This window comes from Noviherbaspirillum galbum, assembly GCF_010974945.1.
GTDB classification, from domain to species: Bacteria; Pseudomonadota; Gammaproteobacteria; order Burkholderiales; family Burkholderiaceae_D; genus Noviherbaspirillum; species Noviherbaspirillum galbum.
This window is the reverse complement of record NZ_JAAIVB010000045.1, coordinates 43,066-61,299: the sequence shown is the minus strand read 5'-3', so window position 1 is coordinate 61,299 and position 18,234 is coordinate 43,066. Positions and strand designations below refer to the sequence as shown.

15 protein-coding genes are annotated in these 18,234 nt (G+C 66.1%); 6 read left to right on the top strand and 9 right to left on the bottom strand.

The window, feature by feature from the left end; translation table 11 throughout:
* Positions 1–31 precede the first annotated feature (31 nt).
* A complete protein-coding gene (locus tag G3574_RS13685; RefSeq protein ID WP_163964050.1) occupies positions 32–1,741 on the bottom strand; it encodes an NAD(P)H-dependent oxidoreductase subunit E in 1,710 nt (569 codons plus the stop codon).
* Between the two features lie 81 nt (positions 1,742–1,822).
* Positions 1,823–3,496: an OFA family MFS transporter gene (locus G3574_RS13680; protein ID WP_163964048.1), complete on the bottom strand. Its 1,674-nt coding sequence runs from the start codon at positions 3,494–3,496 to the stop codon at positions 1,823–1,825.
* Between the two features lie 186 nt (positions 3,497–3,682).
* On the opposite strand from G3574_RS13680, the gene G3574_RS13675 reads away from it, so the two are divergent.
* Positions 3,683–4,765: a substrate-binding domain-containing protein gene (locus G3574_RS13675; RefSeq protein WP_163964046.1), complete on the top strand. Its 1,083-nt coding sequence runs from the start codon at positions 3,683–3,685 to the stop codon at positions 4,763–4,765.
* A gap of 96 nt (positions 4,766–4,861) precedes the next feature.
* Here the strand turns inward: G3574_RS13675 and G3574_RS13670 are convergent, their stop codons facing one another.
* Positions 4,862–5,236, bottom strand: a complete 375-nt coding sequence (locus G3574_RS13670; protein ID WP_163964044.1) for a response regulator — start codon at positions 5,234–5,236, stop codon at positions 4,862–4,864.
* A gap of 226 nt (positions 5,237–5,462) precedes the next feature.
* On the bottom strand, positions 5,463–6,434 hold the full coding sequence (locus G3574_RS13665) for a LysR family transcriptional regulator (RefSeq protein ID WP_163964042.1): 972 nt from the start codon (positions 6,432–6,434) through the stop codon (positions 5,463–5,465).
* Between the two features lie 135 nt (positions 6,435–6,569).
* On the opposite strand from G3574_RS13665, the gene G3574_RS13660 reads away from it, so the two are divergent.
* Both G3574_RS13660 and G3574_RS13655 read left to right on the top strand, forming a co-directional pair.
* On the top strand, positions 6,570–7,532 hold the full coding sequence (locus G3574_RS13660; RefSeq protein WP_163964040.1) for a tripartite tricarboxylate transporter substrate binding protein: 963 nt from the start codon (positions 6,570–6,572) through the stop codon (positions 7,530–7,532).
* Positions 7,533–7,537: 5 nt separating this feature from the next.
* A complete protein-coding gene (locus G3574_RS13655; RefSeq protein ID WP_163964037.1) occupies positions 7,538–8,596 on the top strand; it encodes a methyltransferase in 1,059 nt (352 codons plus the stop codon).
* Between the two features lie 21 nt (positions 8,597–8,617).
* Here G3574_RS13655 and G3574_RS13650 read toward each other — a convergent pair whose 3' ends face one another.
* Positions 8,618–9,247: a dihydrofolate reductase family protein gene (locus G3574_RS13650; RefSeq protein WP_163964035.1), complete on the bottom strand. Its 630-nt coding sequence runs from the start codon at positions 9,245–9,247 to the stop codon at positions 8,618–8,620.
* A gap of 363 nt (positions 9,248–9,610) precedes the next feature.
* Between G3574_RS13650 and G3574_RS13645 the strand changes: the two genes are divergently transcribed.
* Positions 9,611–11,350, top strand: coding sequence for a carboxylesterase/lipase family protein (locus tag G3574_RS13645; protein WP_163964033.1), 1,740 nt, complete (start codon positions 9,611–9,613; stop codon positions 11,348–11,350).
* An 18-nt stretch (positions 11,351–11,368) separates the two neighbouring features.
* Here G3574_RS13645 and G3574_RS13640 read toward each other — a convergent pair whose 3' ends face one another.
* From G3574_RS13640 to G3574_RS13625, 4 genes are read right to left on the bottom strand one after another with little or no spacing between them, the layout of a single operon-like run.
* Positions 11,369–12,640 (bottom strand): Gfo/Idh/MocA family protein, encoded by a 1,272-nt coding sequence (locus tag G3574_RS13640; RefSeq protein WP_163964031.1) that lies wholly within the window; start codon positions 12,638–12,640, stop codon positions 11,369–11,371.
* Between the two features lie 26 nt (positions 12,641–12,666).
* Positions 12,667–14,871 carry a xanthine dehydrogenase family protein molybdopterin-binding subunit gene (locus G3574_RS13635; RefSeq protein WP_163964029.1) on the bottom strand — a complete coding sequence of 735 codons (2,205 nt, stop codon included), beginning with the start codon at positions 14,869–14,871 and terminating at the stop codon, positions 12,667–12,669.
* A 1-nt stretch (position 14,872) separates the two neighbouring features.
* The gene (locus tag G3574_RS13630; RefSeq protein ID WP_163964027.1) at positions 14,873–15,868 is read right to left on the bottom strand and encodes an FAD binding domain-containing protein; all 996 of its coding nucleotides are present in this window, start codon (positions 15,866–15,868) and stop codon (positions 14,873–14,875) included.
* The gene (locus G3574_RS13625) at positions 15,865–16,542 is read right to left on the bottom strand and encodes a 2Fe-2S iron-sulfur cluster-binding protein (protein ID WP_163964025.1); all 678 of its coding nucleotides are present in this window, start codon (positions 16,540–16,542) and stop codon (positions 15,865–15,867) included. The genes G3574_RS13630 and G3574_RS13625 overlap by 4 nt, the downstream gene beginning before the upstream one ends.
* Positions 16,543–16,793: 251 nt before the next feature.
* Here G3574_RS13625 and G3574_RS13620 point away from each other — a divergent pair, with 251 nt between their 5' ends.
* Together G3574_RS13620 and G3574_RS13615 are read left to right on the top strand one after the other, a co-directional pair.
* Entirely contained in the window at positions 16,794–17,618 is an 825-nt protein-coding gene (locus G3574_RS13620) for a substrate-binding domain-containing protein (protein WP_163964023.1), read from the top strand.
* A gap of 156 nt (positions 17,619–17,774) precedes the next feature.
* Positions 17,775–18,233, top strand: coding sequence for a GNAT family N-acetyltransferase (locus G3574_RS13615; RefSeq protein WP_163964020.1), 459 nt, complete (start codon positions 17,775–17,777; stop codon positions 18,231–18,233).
* The last annotated feature ends 1 nt before the right edge of the window (position 18,234 follow it).

Here is an 18,234-nt window from a genome sequence, read left to right as displayed (position 1 = left end):
ACTCTCTACCTAAACACACGGGACCGGCGCTTCAGGCCAGCTCGTGCGGGAAATACTTGATCACGCAGTCGACCGGATTGGGCGCCGCCTGGCCGAGGCCGCAGATCGAGGCGTCGCGCATCACCTGCGACAGGTCGCCGATCAGCGCGGCATCCCAGTGGTCATGCTGGATCAATTGCAAGGTCTTGGCGGTGCCGGCGCGGCAGGGCGTGCACTGACCGCAGGATTCGTCGCGGAAGAAGCGCATCAGGTTGCGCGCCGCGTCGGTGACCTTGTCCTGGTCGGACAGCACCACCACCGCCGCCGAGCCGATGAAGCAGCCGTAGGGTTGCAGCGTGTCGAAGTCCAGCGGAATGTCGTTCATCGTCGCCGGCAGGATGCCGCCGGACGCGCCGCCCGGCAGGTAGGCATAGAAGGCATGGCCGTCCTGCATGCCGCCGCAGAATTCGTCGATCAGTTCCTGGATCGTGATGCCCGCCGGCGCGAGGTGCACGCCGGGTTTCTTGACGCGGCCCGAGACGGAGAAGGAACGCAGGCCCTTGCGGCCATGGCGGCCGTGCGAGGAAAACCACGCGCCGCCTTTCTCGAGAATGTCGCGCACCCAGTAGAGCGTCTCGAAGTTGTGTTCCAGCGTCGGGCGGCCGAACAGGCCGACCTGCGCCACGTAGGGCGGGCGCAGGCGCGGCATGCCGCGCTTGCCTTCGATCGATTCGATCATCGCCGATTCCTCGCCGCAGATGTAGGCGCCGGCGCCGCGCCGCAGATGGATCCGCGGCATGTTCGCGATCGGCGGCCTCGCCTGCAGCATGGCGATTTCCCGCTCGAGGAAACCCCGGATGCCGTGGTATTCGTCGCGCAGGTAAACGTAGATGTCCGCGATGCCCACGGCCCATGCGGCGATCAGCATGCCTTCGAGGAAACGGTGCGGATCGCGCTCGAGATAGGTGCGGTCCTTGAAGGTGCCGGGCTCGCCTTCGTCGATGTTGACGGCCATCAGCCGCGGCCCGGGCTCGTTGCGCACGATGCGCCACTTGCGTCCCGCCGGGAAGCCTGCGCCGCCGAGGCCGCGCAGCTGCGAGTTTTCCATTTCGGCAATCACGGCGTCTGCCGTCCGTGCCCCGCTCGCGCATTCCTGCAGGAGCCGGTAGCCGCCGGCCGCGAGGTAGGCGTCGAACCCGGTCGCCGGTTCCTGTTCGTGCGTCGTCTGTCCGCTGGCCACTGCCTGCCGCACGCTGTCGGCGTTGGCGTTCGGGACGGGAAACTGCCCGACCACCGCCGCCGGCGCCTGTTCGCAACGGCCGATGCAGGGGGCGGGGATCACCTTCACGTCGCTGCCCAGGATGGCGGGAAGCTTCGCCAGCAGGTCTTGCGCGCCCGCCAGCTCGCAGGCGATGCCGTCGCATACCCGGACCGTCAGCGTATCCGGCAGCGCCTCGCCGTCGCGCACGATCTCGAAGTGGTGGTAAAAGCTCGCCACTTCGTACACTTCCGTCTGTGCCATGCGCATTTCCTGCGCCAGGGCCGCCATGTGGGCGGTCGACAGCGCGCCGTAGCGGTCGTTGATCAGGTGCAAGTGTTCGATCAGCAGATCGCGCCGGCGCGGCGCATCGCCCAGCAGGCGCTGCACCTCGGCCAATGCCGCCGGATCGACCCGGCGGCCCTTGGGCGCTTGCCGCTTGCGTTCGCGGCTGGGACCCTGGCTGGGTGCTTGTACGGCGATGGGAATGACACGTTGATTCATGATGAAGAAGGTGATGCGAAAAGGTAAGGTCCGGCGACGCCGGGCCGGCAATCCTGCCCGGCCCGGCGCTTGCCGCGGGTGCTAGCGGAACAGCACCAGCGCTTTCTCGAACGTGATCCACGCGCCCCAGGCCAGCGGCACCAGCACCACCAGCCAGGCCAGCGCGATCTTGGCCGGCGGCGTCACTTCGTTTGACCCGGGGTCGGCCGACAAGATTTCGGCGGCCGAGCGCTCGTGCGCCAGCTTTTTCTCGGCAGCCAGTTCGTCGTCGGTCATGAACCACTTATCGGCGACCGGACGGACCATCAGGTTGCAGAGGAAACCCAGCGCCAGCATGCCTGCCAGGATGTACATCGTGATGTTGTAAGCATCCGCCTTCGGCACGCCATGGGCAAGCTGGTATTCGCGGATATAGTTCACCACCACCGGGCCGACGATGCCGGCGGTCGCCCAGGCGGTCAGCAGGCGGCCGTGGATCGCGCCCACCATCTGGGTGCCGAACAGGTCGGCAAGGTAGGCCGGCACGGTGGAGAAACCGCCGCCATACATCGACAGGATCACGCAGAAGGCCGCCACGAACAGCGCCAGATGGCCGCCCTGGCTCAGGCTCGGGATCGAGCTGAACAGGACCATGCCGAGCAGCAGGAAGGTGTAGTACGTCATCTTCCGGCCGAGCTTGTCGGAGAAGGTTGCCCAGAAGAAGCGTCCGCCGATGTTGAACAGGCTCAGCAGGCCGGTGAAGCCGGCGGCGATGGCCGCGATCGCCTTCTTCTGGTCCGGGCTGAGTTCATTGAAGCCCAGGTTCACGCCGATCAGCTTGCCGGCGAACACTTCCTGCAGCAGCGGCGAGGCCATGCCGATGATGCCGATGCCTGCCGACACGTTCAGGGTCAGCACCGCCCACACCAGCCAGAATTGCGGGATGCCCCACACCTTGCTGACGTGCACGTGGCGCTGGGTGATCATGGTGTTGCCATTGTTGCTGGCCGGGGGTGTCCAGCCGGACGGCTTCCAGCCCGTTGGCGGCACGCGGTAGCCCAGGGCGCCGCCCATCATGAAGATGAAGTAGATGACGGCCATGACGACGAAGGTCTGCCACACGCCGACCGAGGTGGGGGTGGCGAACAGCTTCATCAGGCGGTCGGCGAGCGGCGCGCCGATCATGGCGCCGCCGCCGAAGCCCATGATGGCCATGCCGGTCGCCATGCCGCGGCGGTCGGGGAACCACTTGATCAGCGTCGAGACCGGCGAGATGTAGCCGAGGCCGAGGCCGACGCCGCCGATCAGGCCGGAGCCGACCCACATGATCCACAGCTGGTGGGTATAAATGCCGAAAGCCGAGATCAGCATGCCGCCGCACCAGCAGACGGCCGCGAGCACGCCTGCCTTGCGCGGACCGGCGCGTTCCAGCCATCCGCCCCAGATCGCGGCAGCGGAGCCGAGCACGACGAAGAACAGGGTGTACATCCAGCCGAGCGAGGAAATCTTCCAGTCGCAGCTGGTGGTGAACAGCTCGGTCAGCAGGCCGGCATCGGCGGGGCAGGCGAGCGATTCCTTGATGCCCAGCGCGCGCGACAGCGGCAGCCAGAACACGGAAAAGCCATAGGCCATGCCGATGCACAGGTGCAGCGCCAGCGCGGCGGGCGGCACCAGCCAGCGGTTGAATCCCGCTCCGGCGATGGTGCGCTCCTTGTCTAGCCAGCTCCCCGGTTTGGTAACGCCGGCGCCTTGAACGCCGGCCGTGGTTGTGGACATGGTGTCTCCTTTCAACGGTTATCTGCTCGATCTGAGCTTTTTATCCATCCGAGGGATCTCATGGCATCCGAAGGTGCCAGGCCCCAATTCTTAGAAATAAAAATCTTGCGTATCAAACCAGCTTCCTCGGTTTGGTGCAATATGATGTTTATCTCCAATGCGATATGCTTTCTCGGCATAACCGGTATGCATAAAGTCACCATTACGCCCACCTGGACGCTGACCGATGGCGAAGGCCGGCAGCTGCCGTACCGCGTCGTGGAATTGCTGACCCACGTGGAGGAGCACGGCAGCCTGCAGGAAGCCGCCCGGGTCATGGGCGTGTCGTACCGTCATAGCTGGGGCTTGCTGCACGAGGCCGAGCAAACCCTGGGAGCGTCCCTGCTCGACATGGCGCGCGGCCGCCATGCGCGCCTGACGCCGCTGGCCCAGCGCTTCGTCTGGGCGGACCGCCGCATCAAGGCGCGGCTCTCGCCCGCGCTCGACAGCCTGTCTTCCGAGATGGAGCAGGAGGTGCGCGCCATCCTCAGCAGCAGCGGCCGCGCGCTGCGCCTGCATGCCAGCCACGGGTTCGCCGTCGAGCAGCTGAACCTGTTCCTGACCAATGCCGGCTGCGCCCTCGACCTCAAGTACCGGCCGAGCTTCGACGCCGTCGCCGCGCTGGCGGCGGGGGGCTGCGACATGGCCGGATTCCACCTGCCGATCGGCCGCTTCGAACCGGCGATGGCGGCGCATTACCGGCGATGGCTGCGCCCGGAGCGGCAGCGCGTGATCCACGTCGCGCGCCGGCGGCAAGGGTTGATGGTGCAGCGAGGGAATCCGAAGAAGATCTATGCCATCGAGGACCTGGCCCGGCCCGACGTGCGCTTCATCAACCGGCAGATCGGGTCGGGTACCCGGCTGCTGATGGAGCTCATGCTGGAGTCGAGCGGCATTTCACCCGAACAGGTGACGGGCCACGACCAGAACGAATTGACCCACGCGGCGGTCGCGGCTTGCGTGGCGAGCGGCATGGCCGATGTTGCGTTCGGCGTGGAGACGCCGGCGCGGCGCTTCGACCTGGAGTTCCTTCCCTTGCAGTCGGAGCGCTACATGCTGCTGGCGGATGTGCAGCTGCTTGATCCCGCCGACCTGGAAAGGGTGGTGAATATCATGTCGGCCGATACGTATCGGCGGGTGGTCAGCGCGTTGCCCGGGTATGATGGGAGCGAGGCTGGGAGGTTGCAGAGGATCGAGGATATCTTTGGATGCGGTGATGGTGTGGAGTGAGGCGGGTAATGGCGGGGCAGGATGGTGGCCTCCGTCGTCCCTGCAACGCTCCGTCATCCGCGCGTCCAAAGAATGCCCGCGCATTCGAGACCCCTCTCAGTGCAAGGTATAAAAACACCTCTCGCACAACTCGACCAGCTTATCCAGGCTCGTCGGCTTCGCTACCGCATCCGTCACCCAGTCCGGCAGATGCACCTGACCCGCAAGCACGGACAGCACGACGATCGGCGTCGTGCCGATCAGGTGCGGAAACTCGTTTTCGAACGCATGCATGAACGCGACGCCATCCATGACCGGCATCATGATGTCCAGCAGGACCAGGCCGAACGACCCGCCCTTCCTCAGGACTTGCAAGGCCTCTTCGCCATTGCCGGCGGCGACGACGCTGAATCCCTCGATGACCAGAAGGTCGAGCAGGGATTCGCGCAAGTCCTTGTCGTCTTCCACGATCAGGATGCTGCGCGGCGTCATGGTGCCCCGCGCCGGAAGGTGTTCGCGATGTCTTGCACTGCCATCTCCTTGTGCCTCTTCGCACATGCGGCGAGCCAGTAAGGCCCCGCCGTTGCCATCGCGTGGGACGGCCTCGTTGCCACCCCTTGTGTGACACCATACTCCGGTTACAAGCGCAACGAAACAATCGGTAAAAGGGTTTAACTAAACTGCCTGCTGGGCGTGGCCGGGCGTGGACACTCCGGAATCAGGCCCTGCCGGGCCCTGACGCGCGAGTCCGCCGCGGAACATACCAGGAGGGGCGCTGGGAAAACTCGCGGTCCGAGGTGTCCTCGAGCAGATTCACCAGGAAATCGATGAATACGCGCACCCGCGTCACGCCACGCTGGCTAGGCGCGTACAGCACCTGCATGGGTGGATTGCCGGTCACATGCCATTCCGGAAGCACCGGCACCAGGCGACCGCTCTGCAGCACCGAACGGCTGGTCACCTCCGCCAAGCGGATGACGCCCTCTCCCGAAATCGCAGCATCGAGCACGACGTCCCTGTGATTGCTGCACAGCCAGCCTGTCACCGCAACGGCGACCTTGTCGTTGCCGTTCTCGAATTCCCAGAGGTCCAGCAGCGTTCCCATCGGATTGCGGAACAACAGGCAGGTATGGGTTGCGAGGTCTTCGGGACGCCGGGGCATGCCATGCCTCGACCAATAGTCGGGAGAGGCGCAAACCAGCATGCGGCTTGCTCCGAGCGGTTGCCGGACCATGTCCGGTTCCTCGTGCCAGCCCATCAGCACGAACAGGTCGATCGGACGTCCCTGCGCTTCCGCCACGCGGTTCGTGCAATGCAGGTCGATGTGAAGCCCGGGGTAGCGGTGGTGGAAAGCGGGAAGTGCCGGCAAGATCCAGTGCTGGCAGACCTGTGCGGGCGCGCCGACTGTCAGCGTTCCATGCACGCGCGCCCCGCTGCCATGCAATGCCTGTTCCGCGTCGATCATCTTGCCGAGCGCCTGTTCGCAGGCTTCGAGATATTGCGTGCCTTGCGAGGTCAGCGCCAACCCTTGCGCCCGGCGCTCGAACAGGGTCGTGCCCAGCTCCCGTTCCAGCGCCGAGATCAGCTTCGACACCGCGGGCACGCTGACTTCCAGCTGGCGGGCGGCGCGCGAAAGGCTTCCTTCGCGGGCAGCCATGATGAAATACTCGGCAGCACGAAACTTGTCCATCGCGTTACCTCCGGAGCATGGCGGGTTGGCCTGGGGTTTAACCTGATGTTAATAGTTGTCTTCGCCGGAAGTCTATTCCTCTCGCAGAAGCCTTGACCTAAGCTGCGTGCATCGGTCAATCACATGGAGGTCGCCATGAACAAGTTCATTGTCTCGCTGGTGATGGGTCTGTCGCTCGTTTCCGTAGTGCATGATTCGCCCGCCGCTTCCTACCCGGAGAAGCAGATTCGCCTCGTCGTCCCCTTTCCTGCCGGAGGTCCTTCCGACTTTGCGGCCAGGACCGTGGCAGACGGCCTGACGCGCCGGCTCGGGCAGCCAGTGATCGTGGAAAACCAGGGCGGGGCGGGCGGCGCGATCGCGGCGCAGACCGTGATGCGCTCGGCGCCCGACGGGTACACGCTTCTCTGGAGCACGGCCTCCATGGGGGCCATACCGTTGCTGCAAAGATCGCCGCCGTTCAAGTCGCTCAATGACTTCACGCCGGTCGGGCTGGTCGGGCGATTTGCCTTCGGTCTCTTCGTCCACCCCGCCACGCCGGCTGCCAGCGTTGCCGAGCTGACCGCGCATGCCAGATCCCAGCCCGGCAAGCTGACTTATGCGACCGGCGCATTGAGCGAATATCTGGTTGCCACCGACTACATGAACCGCACCGGCGCGGAGATGATGCGGGTTCCCTACAAGGGCGCCGCGCAGGCGATGCCCGACCTGCTGGCGGGCCGGGTCCAGGTCTTCTTCACGCCGCTCGGCGCAGGATTGCCCTATGCCCGCACCGGCCAGCTGCGCCTGCTGGCCACCCTGCAGGGCCAGCGCAGCCCGCTCGCGCCGGATGTTCCGACGCTGGAAGAGGCCGGCGTGCGCGGCATCGTCCTGCCGACGTGGCAGGCCGTGATGGCACCTCCCGGCACGCCGGCTTCCGTCGTGGAAGCGTTGGCCGCGAGGCTGCAGGAGGTCTTGCATGACGATGCCACGCGCAGCCGGCTGGAAGAGCGTGCGTTGTCGGTCGAAGCCGGCGATGGCAAGCGGTTGTCGCAAGAAATTGCGAAGGAAATGCCGATGTGGGAACGGTTCGTACGCGATAACGACATCCCCAGGGAGTGACCGCCATGCCAGGGTATTCGCACGACTTCCAGGAAAGCAAGGCCGCGCAGGCCGGCGGCGGATCGATTTCCCTGCTGGACATGGCCGGCGCGGCCTGGATGACCCAAGTCTTGTACGCCGCCTGCGAACTCGGCATTCCCGAGGCCCTGGCAGGCGGCGAGGCAACGACCGAGGCAGTGGCCCGCCGCTGCGGGTGCGATGCCGATGCGCTCGGCCGCTTGATGGGCGCCCTGGCGACATTGCGCATCTGCGGCAGGGACGAGCATGGCCAATGGTGGCTGGCGCCGCTGGGCAAGCCCTTGCTGGGCGACCATCCGGAAAGCGTCAGGGCCTGGGTGCTCTGGTGGGGACGCAATCTCTGGTCCTTGTGGGGTGAACTTGCCAGCTGCGTGAGAACGGGCAAGAGCGCGCGCCAGCTGCTGCAAGGCCGCACTGGATATGACCACCTAGACGGCAACGGCGAGGCGGCCCGGCTGTTTCACGAGGCGATGGCGGGGCTCACCCGGATCCAGTCCGCCGCGATCCTGCGGGCATACGATTTTTCGGGCGCCCGGCGCATCGTGGACATCGCGGGCGGCAATGGCGCGCTTCTGTTTGCCATCCTCGCCGCCTGGCCCGACGCGCAAGGCGTGCTGTACGACCTGCCGCATGCCATCCAGAGCGCCTGCCAGGGCCGCGGAGCGCGATCCCTGCATGGGCGCTGCACCTTCGCCAGCGGAAGCTTCTTCGATGCGATTCCCGCTGGTGCGGATCTCTACCTGCTCAAGAGCATCATTCACAACTGGGACGATGCCAGCAGCCGGCAAATCCTTGAAAACTGTGCGCGGGCAATGGATGGCGGGTCACGCTTGCTCGTGGTCGAGCGCGTTTTGTCCGAGGACGGCACGTCGCCCGCCGCGGCCGTGCGCTCCGACCTCAACATGTTGGTCAGCCTGGGCGGAAAGGAACGCAGCACGGCTACGATATGCGGCCTGCTGGAGCAGGCCGGCCTCGAGGTGGCGCGCATCCTGCCTACCAGTCTCGAATTCACCTTGTTCGAAGCGGTGCGATCCCATCGCCAATGAAGAGGCCGGGGACGGCCTTCCTCACTCGCGCACGTAGCGCAGGTGCGTCGCGCCCGAACCCGAAAGCACGCTGTCGATGCGGAACTGCGGCCCAGGCTCTTGCAGGTTCTCGAAGAGGCGCCGCCCCGAGCCGAACAGCACGGGCGCCAGGGCGATCTCGAGCTCGTCGACGGCGCCCAGGCTGAGGTACTGCTGGATCACGTCGGCGCCGCCCGAGATGCGGACGTCGCGTCCGCCTGCCGCCTTCCTGGCCTGCGCGAGTGCGCTCTCGGGGCCGTCGTTCACGAAGTAGAAGGTGGTCCCTCCCGGCCGGACCCAGGGCTCGCGCTTCACGTGCGTCAGGACGTAGACCGGCGTATGGAAAGGCGCTTCCTCGGGCCAGGCGACCTCGCCCTGGTCGAACATCCGCTTGCCCATGATGTTGGCCCCGGTGCGCTCCATCGTGCGGCGGACGAGGTCGTTGACCGGACCGGTCTCGCCTCCCTCGCCGAAGTTATGGGTTTCCCGGAACGCTTGCTGCCTGAGAAGCCAGCCCATCATCGCTCCCCACTTCGCGCCCCAGTTCTTATGGCCGGGATCATCCATGGTCATGCCTTCCGGCGCCATGTAGCCGTCGAGACTCAGTCCGATGTTCACGAATACCTTGCTCATGATGCTTCACTATCTCCTCTGGCTAAATTTGCGTCGCCGTGGACGAATTGCAGGAACCAGCCCACTGCGCATGTTCGGCCATCTCGCGTGACAAGTCAAAGACCTAACCGGCCAATGCCCAAGTATCCGAGCGGAGGCGGGGATCCCGTTTTCGCCTTTGCGCCAGGCTTTGGAAGTTAATCACACAAGTCCGCGCGATCGGATGTGGACTTCCCACGTTGGCTTGTTCCCCTCGTCAAGGCATTCTCGCAGGGTGCACTGCTTCAAGTTTGCGCATCCAAGGCACCGTGTCGAACCGGCAGCAAGTCCGGCGACCGCGGCGTAGCCATTCATCATCGAAGAAGAATCCCTGAGGAGACGGTCATGACATCGAAGTACCATGCGGGCGCGGCGTGCGCCTTGCTTTTCCTGTTGCAATTGTCGGGCTGCGGCGGCGGCGATTCGGCTGGCGTCACCCAGCGCAATACGCCATACGGCACCGTGGTCGGCGTCGATGAATCGACGACGAAGGGCGTGTATAGCTGGAAGGGCATTCCCTTCGCGAAGGCGCCGGCGGGCGAGTTGCGATGGAAGGCCCCGGTCGACCCGGTCGCATGGACTACCCCGAAGGCGACGGACAAGTTTGCCAATGCCTGTGCCCAGACCGGCCGCCTGTTCAGCCCGGGCCTGAACAACCGGCTGGACGACACCGTCAGCTCCACCCTGGGCCAGACCGTCGGCTCGGAGGATTGCCTGTACCTCAACGTATGGCAGCCGTCCGCCACCTCGTCGGCGCCGCGACCCGTCATCGTCTTCGTGCACGGCGGCAGCAACGTCAGCGGCTACACGGCGGATCCGCAATACGACGGCGCGGCGCTCGCGAAAGCGGCCGACGCAGTGGTCGTCACGGTGAACTACCGCGTCGGCATCTTCGGCTTCCTCAATGCCGCTTCGCTGAAGACCAGCGACCCCGCGGAAAGCTCGGGCAACTTCGCCTTGCTGGACATCATCAAGGCGCTCAAGTTCGTCAACGCCAGCATCGCCTCCTTCGGCGGCGATCCGCAGAACGTCACCCTGATGGGCCACTCCGCCGGCGCGGTCAACGTGCTGGCCCTGCTCACCTCGCCGCTGGCGCGAAACGCGAGCCCGGCGCTGTTCCAGCGCGCGATTCCCCTGAGCGGCGGCATTGCACTCGCGAGCAGCCTGCCGGCCGGCACCTCGGGCGTGCTGTCCCCGAATCCCACATCCCAGGCCCAGGGCGCGGCACTGCTGTCGAACCTGGTCATCGGAGACGGCCTCGCCGCCGACGCCGCCGGCGCGGATGCCTACATCGCGAGCCGCACCCCGGCCCAGCTTGCCGATTACCTGCGCGGCAAGTCGACGGATGCCGTGCTGAACGTCGTGAGGACGAAGCTCGCCGCAGCCGGGCTGTCTTCGTCGAATCCCATCCCGGAAGGCACCGTCCTGCCCACCGACCCGATCGCCGCCATCAAGGCCGGCCAGTACGTCAAGGTTCCCGTCCTGGCGGGCAATACCCGCGACGAGGGCACCCTGTTCGCCGCCTTCCTCGCGACGCCTTCGCTGGGTGGCCTGAGCGGACGCCTGATCGACGACAAGACCTTCTTCTCGATCGTCACCAAGAACAATCCGGAGGCGCCGCCGACCACCTCGGTCGAGCAGTGGATTCCCGCGGCTTACCTGCCGGTGAACACGCCCGTCACCGGCTTCAAGGCCCGCATCGACGTGCTGACGCAAAATCTGTTCTTCACCCAGCGCGACAGCGTGCTGAATGCCCTGAAGTCGCAGCAGTCCGCGGTCTGGGCCTACCAGTTCGACTGGGATGAAATGCCCAAGCCCTTCGATGCCATCTTCGGCGCGTCCCATGCCTTCGACCTGCCCTTCGTGTTCGGCAACTTCGACAACGTGCTGTTTTCCAACGTGATCAATACCTCGGCAAACCGTCCCGGCAGGCTTGCCCTGTCCGACGCGATGATGAAGAGCATCAGCGCCTTCGCGCGGAAAGGCGATCCGAACAACGACGCGCTGAAAACAACCTGGCCGGCCTGGCCGTCGAAGATCGTGTTCGACGGTACGCAGACGAGCGCGACGATCGCCGTCAAGTAACGGGCGAAGGGAAGCCGGTCAGTCGCTGTCCTCCGGTACCGGCCCGCGCACGGAGAAGGCAGGTGGCGCGAGCGTCACCGGCCTTCCTTCCCTTGCGGACTGGTAGATCGCCTCGATGACGCGCATGTCCTGCAGGCCTTCCTCGCCCGGCGTATGCGGACGGCGGTTGGCCTTGACGCATTGCGCCATGTGGTCCAGTTCCTTCACGAACTGGTCGTCGGATTCGAGGGCGATTTCCTGGACGCTGTCCTTGCCGTCGACCAGCCTGCCGACGCGCAGGCGGATGCCCGAGTAGGAGTAGGCCGGATCGAGTTCCACCCAGGCTTCGCTGCCGATGAGGCGCAGGAACTTGGCATTGTGGCCGCTGTAGCTGCTGGTGCAGGTCGCGGTGAAGCCGCTCGGGAAGCGCAGGATGAAATGCACCGCCTCTTCGATCTCGCGGAAGCGCGGGTCGTTGGGATTGGCCCAGGTGTGGCCGATGACCTCGACGGGTTCTTCGCCGGACAGGAAGCGCGCCGCGTTCAGGCAATAGATGCCCACGTCCGGCAGCGGTCCGCCGCCGGCTAGCGCCTTCTTGTGTCGCCATTGGTCCGGATCGCCCTGGTTCTGGCAGTTGCTCGAGATGAATTCGCGCAGCGTGCCGAGCCGCCTGGCGCGCACCATCTTGAGGATGGCGCGGTCGTTCGCTTCGTACTGGCTGCGGTAGGCGATCATCAGCAGGCGCTGGGCCTTGGCGCAGGCGTCGATCATCTGCTGGCATTCGGCCACGCTGTTGGCCATCGGCTTCTCGCAGAACACGTGCTTGCCGGCCTGCGCGGCGCGCACCGTGTATTCGGCGTGCATGCTGTTGGGCAGGGCGATGTAGACCGCCTGCGTGGCCTTGTGGTCGGCGAGGCGGTCGTGGTCGCGGTAGTCGAACACCGCCTGCTCCGGGATGCCGTATTGCCGCGCGATCTTGAGCGCCTTGTCGCGGTCGCCGCTCACGAGCGAGGTCACGCGCGCATGCTTCGAGCGGGCGAAGGCGGGCAGCATCTCGTTGACGGCGATGCGGCCGAGGCCGACGACCGCGAAGCCGACGCGTTCGCCGGGCGGATCGAACTGCTCGGTTTTTTCAGGTTTTTCCGTCGGCGCCTGGATGGGCGGAAAGTGCACCTCTCCCGATCCCGCCGCGTGCGCGCTCGCGATCCAGGGCGTGGCGAGCGCGCCCGTGCCGAGGCGCAGGAAACCGCGCCGTGTCAGGCCGCCCGGCAGCTTGCCGTCGGGCGTGCCATCCTGCTTCGATAAGCTCATGGTTTTTCCTCGATGTCCTTGGCCGGTTACAGCAGCTTGTCGAGCCGGATCGGGAGTTCTCGGATGCGCTTCCCGGTGGCGTGGTAAACCGCGTTCGCGATCGCGCCGGCGACGCCCGTCATGCCGACTTCCCCCAAGCCCTTGGCGCCGATCGCATTGACGTGCGGATCGGTTTCGGGAACGAAGGTGATGTCGATGTCGCCGATGTCGGCATTGACCGGGATGTGGTACTCCGCGAGGTTGGCGTTGACGAAGCGGCCGTAGCGTTCGTCGAGCAGGGATTCCTCGTGCAGCGCCTGGCTGATGCCCCAGACGATGCCGCCCATGATCTGGCTGTGCGCGGTCTTGGCATTGATGACCGTGCCGACGCCATAGGCCCCCACCACGCGCGGCACCCGCACGATGCCCAGCTCCGGATCGACATGCGCCTCGCAGAACACCGCGCCGAACGAATGCATGGAATAGCGCTCGGTCTCGTCGCCGGGCTTGCTGTCGGCGCTGGCTTCGATCGCAGCGCCGGGCGCGCGGGCGATGGCCGCGCTTGCGGGTTCGGCGCGCTTGCCGTCGGCGTGCCGCAGCCAGCCATCCTCCAGCCGGACGTCGGCCAGGCTCGCGCCCGATAGCGGCGACAGCGGATCGCGGCACGCCAGCCGGACCAGCTCATGGCGCGCGAGCTGGCAGGCGGCATGCACCGCCGAGCCGACGCTTTCCACCGTCATCGATCCCGCCGAGACCGGCGCTTCGGGGAAGTCGGTGTCGCCAAGCTCGAAGCGAACCTTGCCCGGCGCGTAGCCGAGCGCGTCGGCGGCGATCTGCGTCATGACGGTATAGGTGCCGGTGCCCAGGTCTTCGGTGCTGGAACGCACCACCGCCTGGCCGTCGGGCGTGAGCTTCACGCTGGCCGCCGCCGGGCTGCGTTTTGCCGGGCGGGTGGCGGTGCCCATGCCCATGCCGACCAGCCACTGTCCCTGCCGCATCGAGCGCGGACGGGGATCGCGGCGCGCCCAGCCGAAGCGTTCCGCGGCGGTCTCGTAGCAGGCGCGCAAGGCCTTGCTGGAATAGGGCAGTCGCTTCTCGAGATCGGTGTCCGCGTAGTTCAGCAGGCGCAGGCGCAAGGGGTCGATGCCTGCTTCCGCGGCAAGCTCGTCCATGGCCGACTCCAGCGCGAAGCTGCCGGTGGCCTCGCCCGGCGCGCGCTGGAAGGTCGGCGTGCCGACGTTGAGCTTGACAAGGCGATGCGAGGTCGCGACGTTCGGACAGGCGTAGAGCATGCGCGTGACCAGGGCGCACGATTCGGTCCAATCCTCGATTGCCGAGGTATTGCTGAACGCGCGGTGTTCGATCGCCGCCAGCCGGCCTTGCCCATCGGCGGCCAGCTTCACGACCTGCTCGGTGCGCGGCCGGCCGCCCACCGGACCGAACAGCTGCGGCCGCTGCAGCACGAGGCGCACCGGGCGCCCGGTATGCCGCGCGGCCATCGCGGCCAGCGCCACGTGCGACCAGGCCGAGCCCTTGCCGCCGAATCCGCCGCCCACGAAGAGATTGCGCACCCTCACTTGCGACGCTTGCATGCCGAAGGTCTTGGCAATGGTCTTCTGCACGCCGGCGACATGCTGGGTGGAATCGTACAAGGTGAGGTGGTCGCCATTCCACGTGGCCAGCGTGGCATGCGGCTCCATCGGATTGTGGTGCTCCATCGGCGTGGCGTAGTTCAGGTCCACGCGCTTCGCCGCCGCGGACGCGGCGCGCGACGCATCGCCGCGCGCGGTGTCGGCTTCGGATTCCTGGATCTTGCCGGGTGAATACGCATTGCCCTTCGCGGCGGCGAACGACAGGCTGGCGGATCGCCGCTCGTAGCGGATGCGCAATGCGGCCGCAGCGGCGGTTGCCTGTTCCAGCGTTTCCGCCACCACCACCGCGACCGGCTGGCCGGCATAGTGGACTGCATCATCCTGCAGCAGCGACAGCACGCGTCCCTGCGGCGGCTGCACCGCCGCCTTGCCGCCCTTGGGCAGCTTCATCGCGTTCTCGTGGGTAAGCACCGCCAGTACGCCGGGCATGGCAGCCACCGGCTTGCCGTCGATGGCAAGGATGCGCCCGCTGGCCACGGGACTTTGCACCATCACCGCATGCGCCAGGCGCGGCAACGTGAATTCCGCGGCATAGCGGGCGGTGCCGCATACCTTGTCTTCACCGTCCACGCGGTTCATCGGAAGGCCGGTCTGTTTCATGTCATGTCCCCAGGGTTGTGTCGGCCGCCGAACGCAGCGCCCGCACGATGGCGCGCCGGGCCAGAGGAACCTTGAAGCCGTTGTGCGAATGCGGCTGCGCGCCCTGCAACAGCAGGTCTGCCGCCGCCTGCATCGTCTCGGGCGCAAGCGGACGACCAATGAGCGCCGCCTCGGCCTGCGGGATGCGCCACGGCTTGTGGGCCACGCCGCCGAGCGCGAGCGCGGCGTCCTGCACCGTGCCGTCGCGGATGTCGAGCGCCGCCGCCACCGAGACCAGGGCGAAGGCATAGCTCGCGCGGTCGCGTATCTTCAGGTAATGGGCATGGCGCTCGAAGCCGGAGCGGGGCAGGTCGATGGCGGTGATCAGTTCTCCCGGTTCCAGCAGGGTGTCGCGCTGGGGCATGTCGCCGGGAAGGCGGTGAAAGTCCTGCATGCCGATGGCGCGCGCGCCGGCCGGCCCCAGCACCCGCACCGTGGCGCGCAGCGCGGCCAGCGCCACGCACATGTCCGAGGGATGGGTAGCAATGCAGGACGGGCTCGCGCCGAGCACCGCATGGATGCGGTTGATGCCCTGCAGCGCAGCGCAGCCGGAGCCGGGCACGCGCTTGTTGCATTGGTCGAAGGCCGTGTCGTAGAAGTAGTAGCAGCGCGTGCGCTGCAGCAGGTTGCCGCCCATCGTCGCCATGTTGCGCAGCTGGGGCGAGGCGCCGGCCAGCAGGGCCTGCGTCAACAGGGGATAACGCTGGCGGATCAGCGGATGATTCGCGGCGTCGCTGTTGAGCGCCATGGCGCCGATGCGCACGCCGCCGTCCGGCAATTCGGCAATGCCGTTGAGCGGCAGGCGGCTGACATCGACCAGCATGGTCGGCGCGGCGGCGCCGCCCTTCATCAGGTCGATCAGGTTGGTGCCGCCGCCGATGTAGGCGGCGCCGGGACTGGCCGCCATCCGCACCGCTTCGTCGACGCTCGCGGGGCGCTTGTAGGCAAAGAGGTTCATCCGCGTCCTCCCTTCCTGTCCACGTCCGCGATGGCGCTGACGATGTTTGCGTACGCGCCGCAGCGGCAGAGGTTGCCGCTCATGCGCTCGCGGATCTCGTCCGCGCCCAGCGCCGCGCCCGGCTTGCGCACGTCCGCCGTGACGGCGCTGGCATCGCCGCGCTTCGCCTCGTCGAGCATGGCTACGGCAGAGCATATCTGCCCCGGCGTGCAATAGCCGCACTGGAAGCCGTCGTGCTCGATGAATGCCGCCTGCATGGGATGCAGGTGGCCGGGCTGGCCGATGCCTTCGATGGTCGTGATGCGGTCGGCCTCGTGCATGATGGCGAGCGTGAGGCAGGAATTGATGCGCCGGCCATTGACGAGCACCGTGCAGGCCCCGCATTGGCCGCGGTCGCAGCCTTTCTTGGTCCCCATCAGGCCGAGATGTTCTCGCAGGGCATCGAGCAAGGTCACGCGCGGCTCGATCATGAGGGCATGGGCGGCGCCGTTGACCTGCAGCGTCACGCGTTCCAGCGACGGCGCTGGCGCCGCGTTGCCGACAGCAGGAGGAACAACGGCGGCCGCGCCCGCTTGCGCCGGCAGCACCGACGTGCCGACCATCGCGCCGGCCGACTGAAGGAAATGGCGCCGGCTCAGGCGCAACGCGTTTTTCTTGTTGGGATCATCGGACATGGCAACTTCCTCAGCGTTGGTGGCCGGCATGCCGCGCGGCAAGCGAAAACTCAAGAAGGCTTGAGGAGGCAATTAGCATGCCCAAGGATACGCAGGGAGCAAGGAGGAAACGGCGATGTGCGTTGTCGGTAAATTCGGCATTTCCTTGTAAAGTCGGCACGCCATGCCGCGCTTCCACCGGTCTCGCGCGAGGGACGGGGATTGCCCTTAGAATATTTCGTTCGCCATTTAATGCCATCGAGGAAAACGTCATGAAACGCCGCCACCTGGCTTCCTGTCTCTGCGCCGCCCTGTTCGGAACCGCCCTGCTTGCCCCGGCTGCCTGGGCGCAGCAAGTCATCAAGATGTCCACCACCACCAGCACCGAAAACTCGGGACTGCTGGCCTACCTGCTGCCGCTGTTCGAGAAGAAGGCCGACGCCAAGGTGCAGGTCATTGCCGTCGGCACCGGCAAGGCGCTCGAGCTTGCCAAGAACGGCGACGTCGACGTGACGCTGGTCCATGCCCGCCCCGCGGAAGACAAGTTCGTCGCCGAGGGCCACGGCGTCAACCGCCGCGACGTCATGTACAACGACTTCATCATCGTCGGCCCGGCGAAGGATCCGGCGGGCGTCAAGGGCAGCAAGGATGTGCTGGCCGCCATGAAGAAGATCGTCGACAGCAAGGCCACCTTCATCTCGCGCGGCGACAATTCCGGCACCGACCTGATGGAAAAGGCTTACTGGAAACAGGTCGGCGCGCAGCCGCAAGGCGCGGCCTATGTTTCGGCGGGGCTGGGGATGGGCGAGGTGCTCAACATGGCGGCGGAGAAGGATGCCTACACGCTGACCGACCGCGCGACCTACAGCGCCTACAAGGCCAAGACCGGCCTTGCGATCGAGGTGGAAGGGGATCCGCGGATGTTCAATCCCTACGGCATCATTGCCGTGAATCCGGCGAAGTATCCCGGGATCAATTACAAGGGCGCGATGCGCTTGATCGAGTGGATTACGTCCGATGAAGGGCAGAAGGCGATCGCTTCGTTCAAGGTCGATGGGCAGGAGGTGTTTTTTCCTTCTGCGAAGGGGGGCAAGTGAGGCGGGTGTTTGTCATCCACGCCAGCCTTCGTCACCTTTACAACGCGCCGTCATCCCCGCGCAGGCGCTAAACTGTGAAGCTCCCTCCCCTTGAAGGGGAGGGAATATGGCGGAAAATTAAACACGGGTTGCAACCAACCTCGCCCGCATCCAATCATGCCCCCCTTCCTCATCAAACCCGTAGAACCCGGTGACGTTGACACCCTGCGCGCCTGGATGCCGCGCATCGTGGACATCGCGGTCACTTCCAGCGACAGGCTGCTGGCGGAGATGACGGCCAACGTTCTCGGCAATCTCGACTGGTGGCAGGCGAACCCGGAGAAGTGCTGCCATCTCAAGTGCGTGATCGACGGCGAGCTTGCGGGGGTCGTCCTGGTGAAGAATTTCTGGAACCTGTGCAGCCTGTTCGTCGACCCGGAATATCACAGGCAGGGAATGGGCAGGGCGCTCGTGGATGCCGCGGCAGCGGCATGCCGGGGCAGGAGCGAGAAGAATGCCTTGTGGCTGAACGCGGCGCCGAAGGCGGTGGCTTTCTATGCCCGGCTCGGCTTCGTCGAACGGCCATCAAGCGCATCCTTGCCGCCGGGTTTCGTGGCAATGATGCGTGACTTGTAGG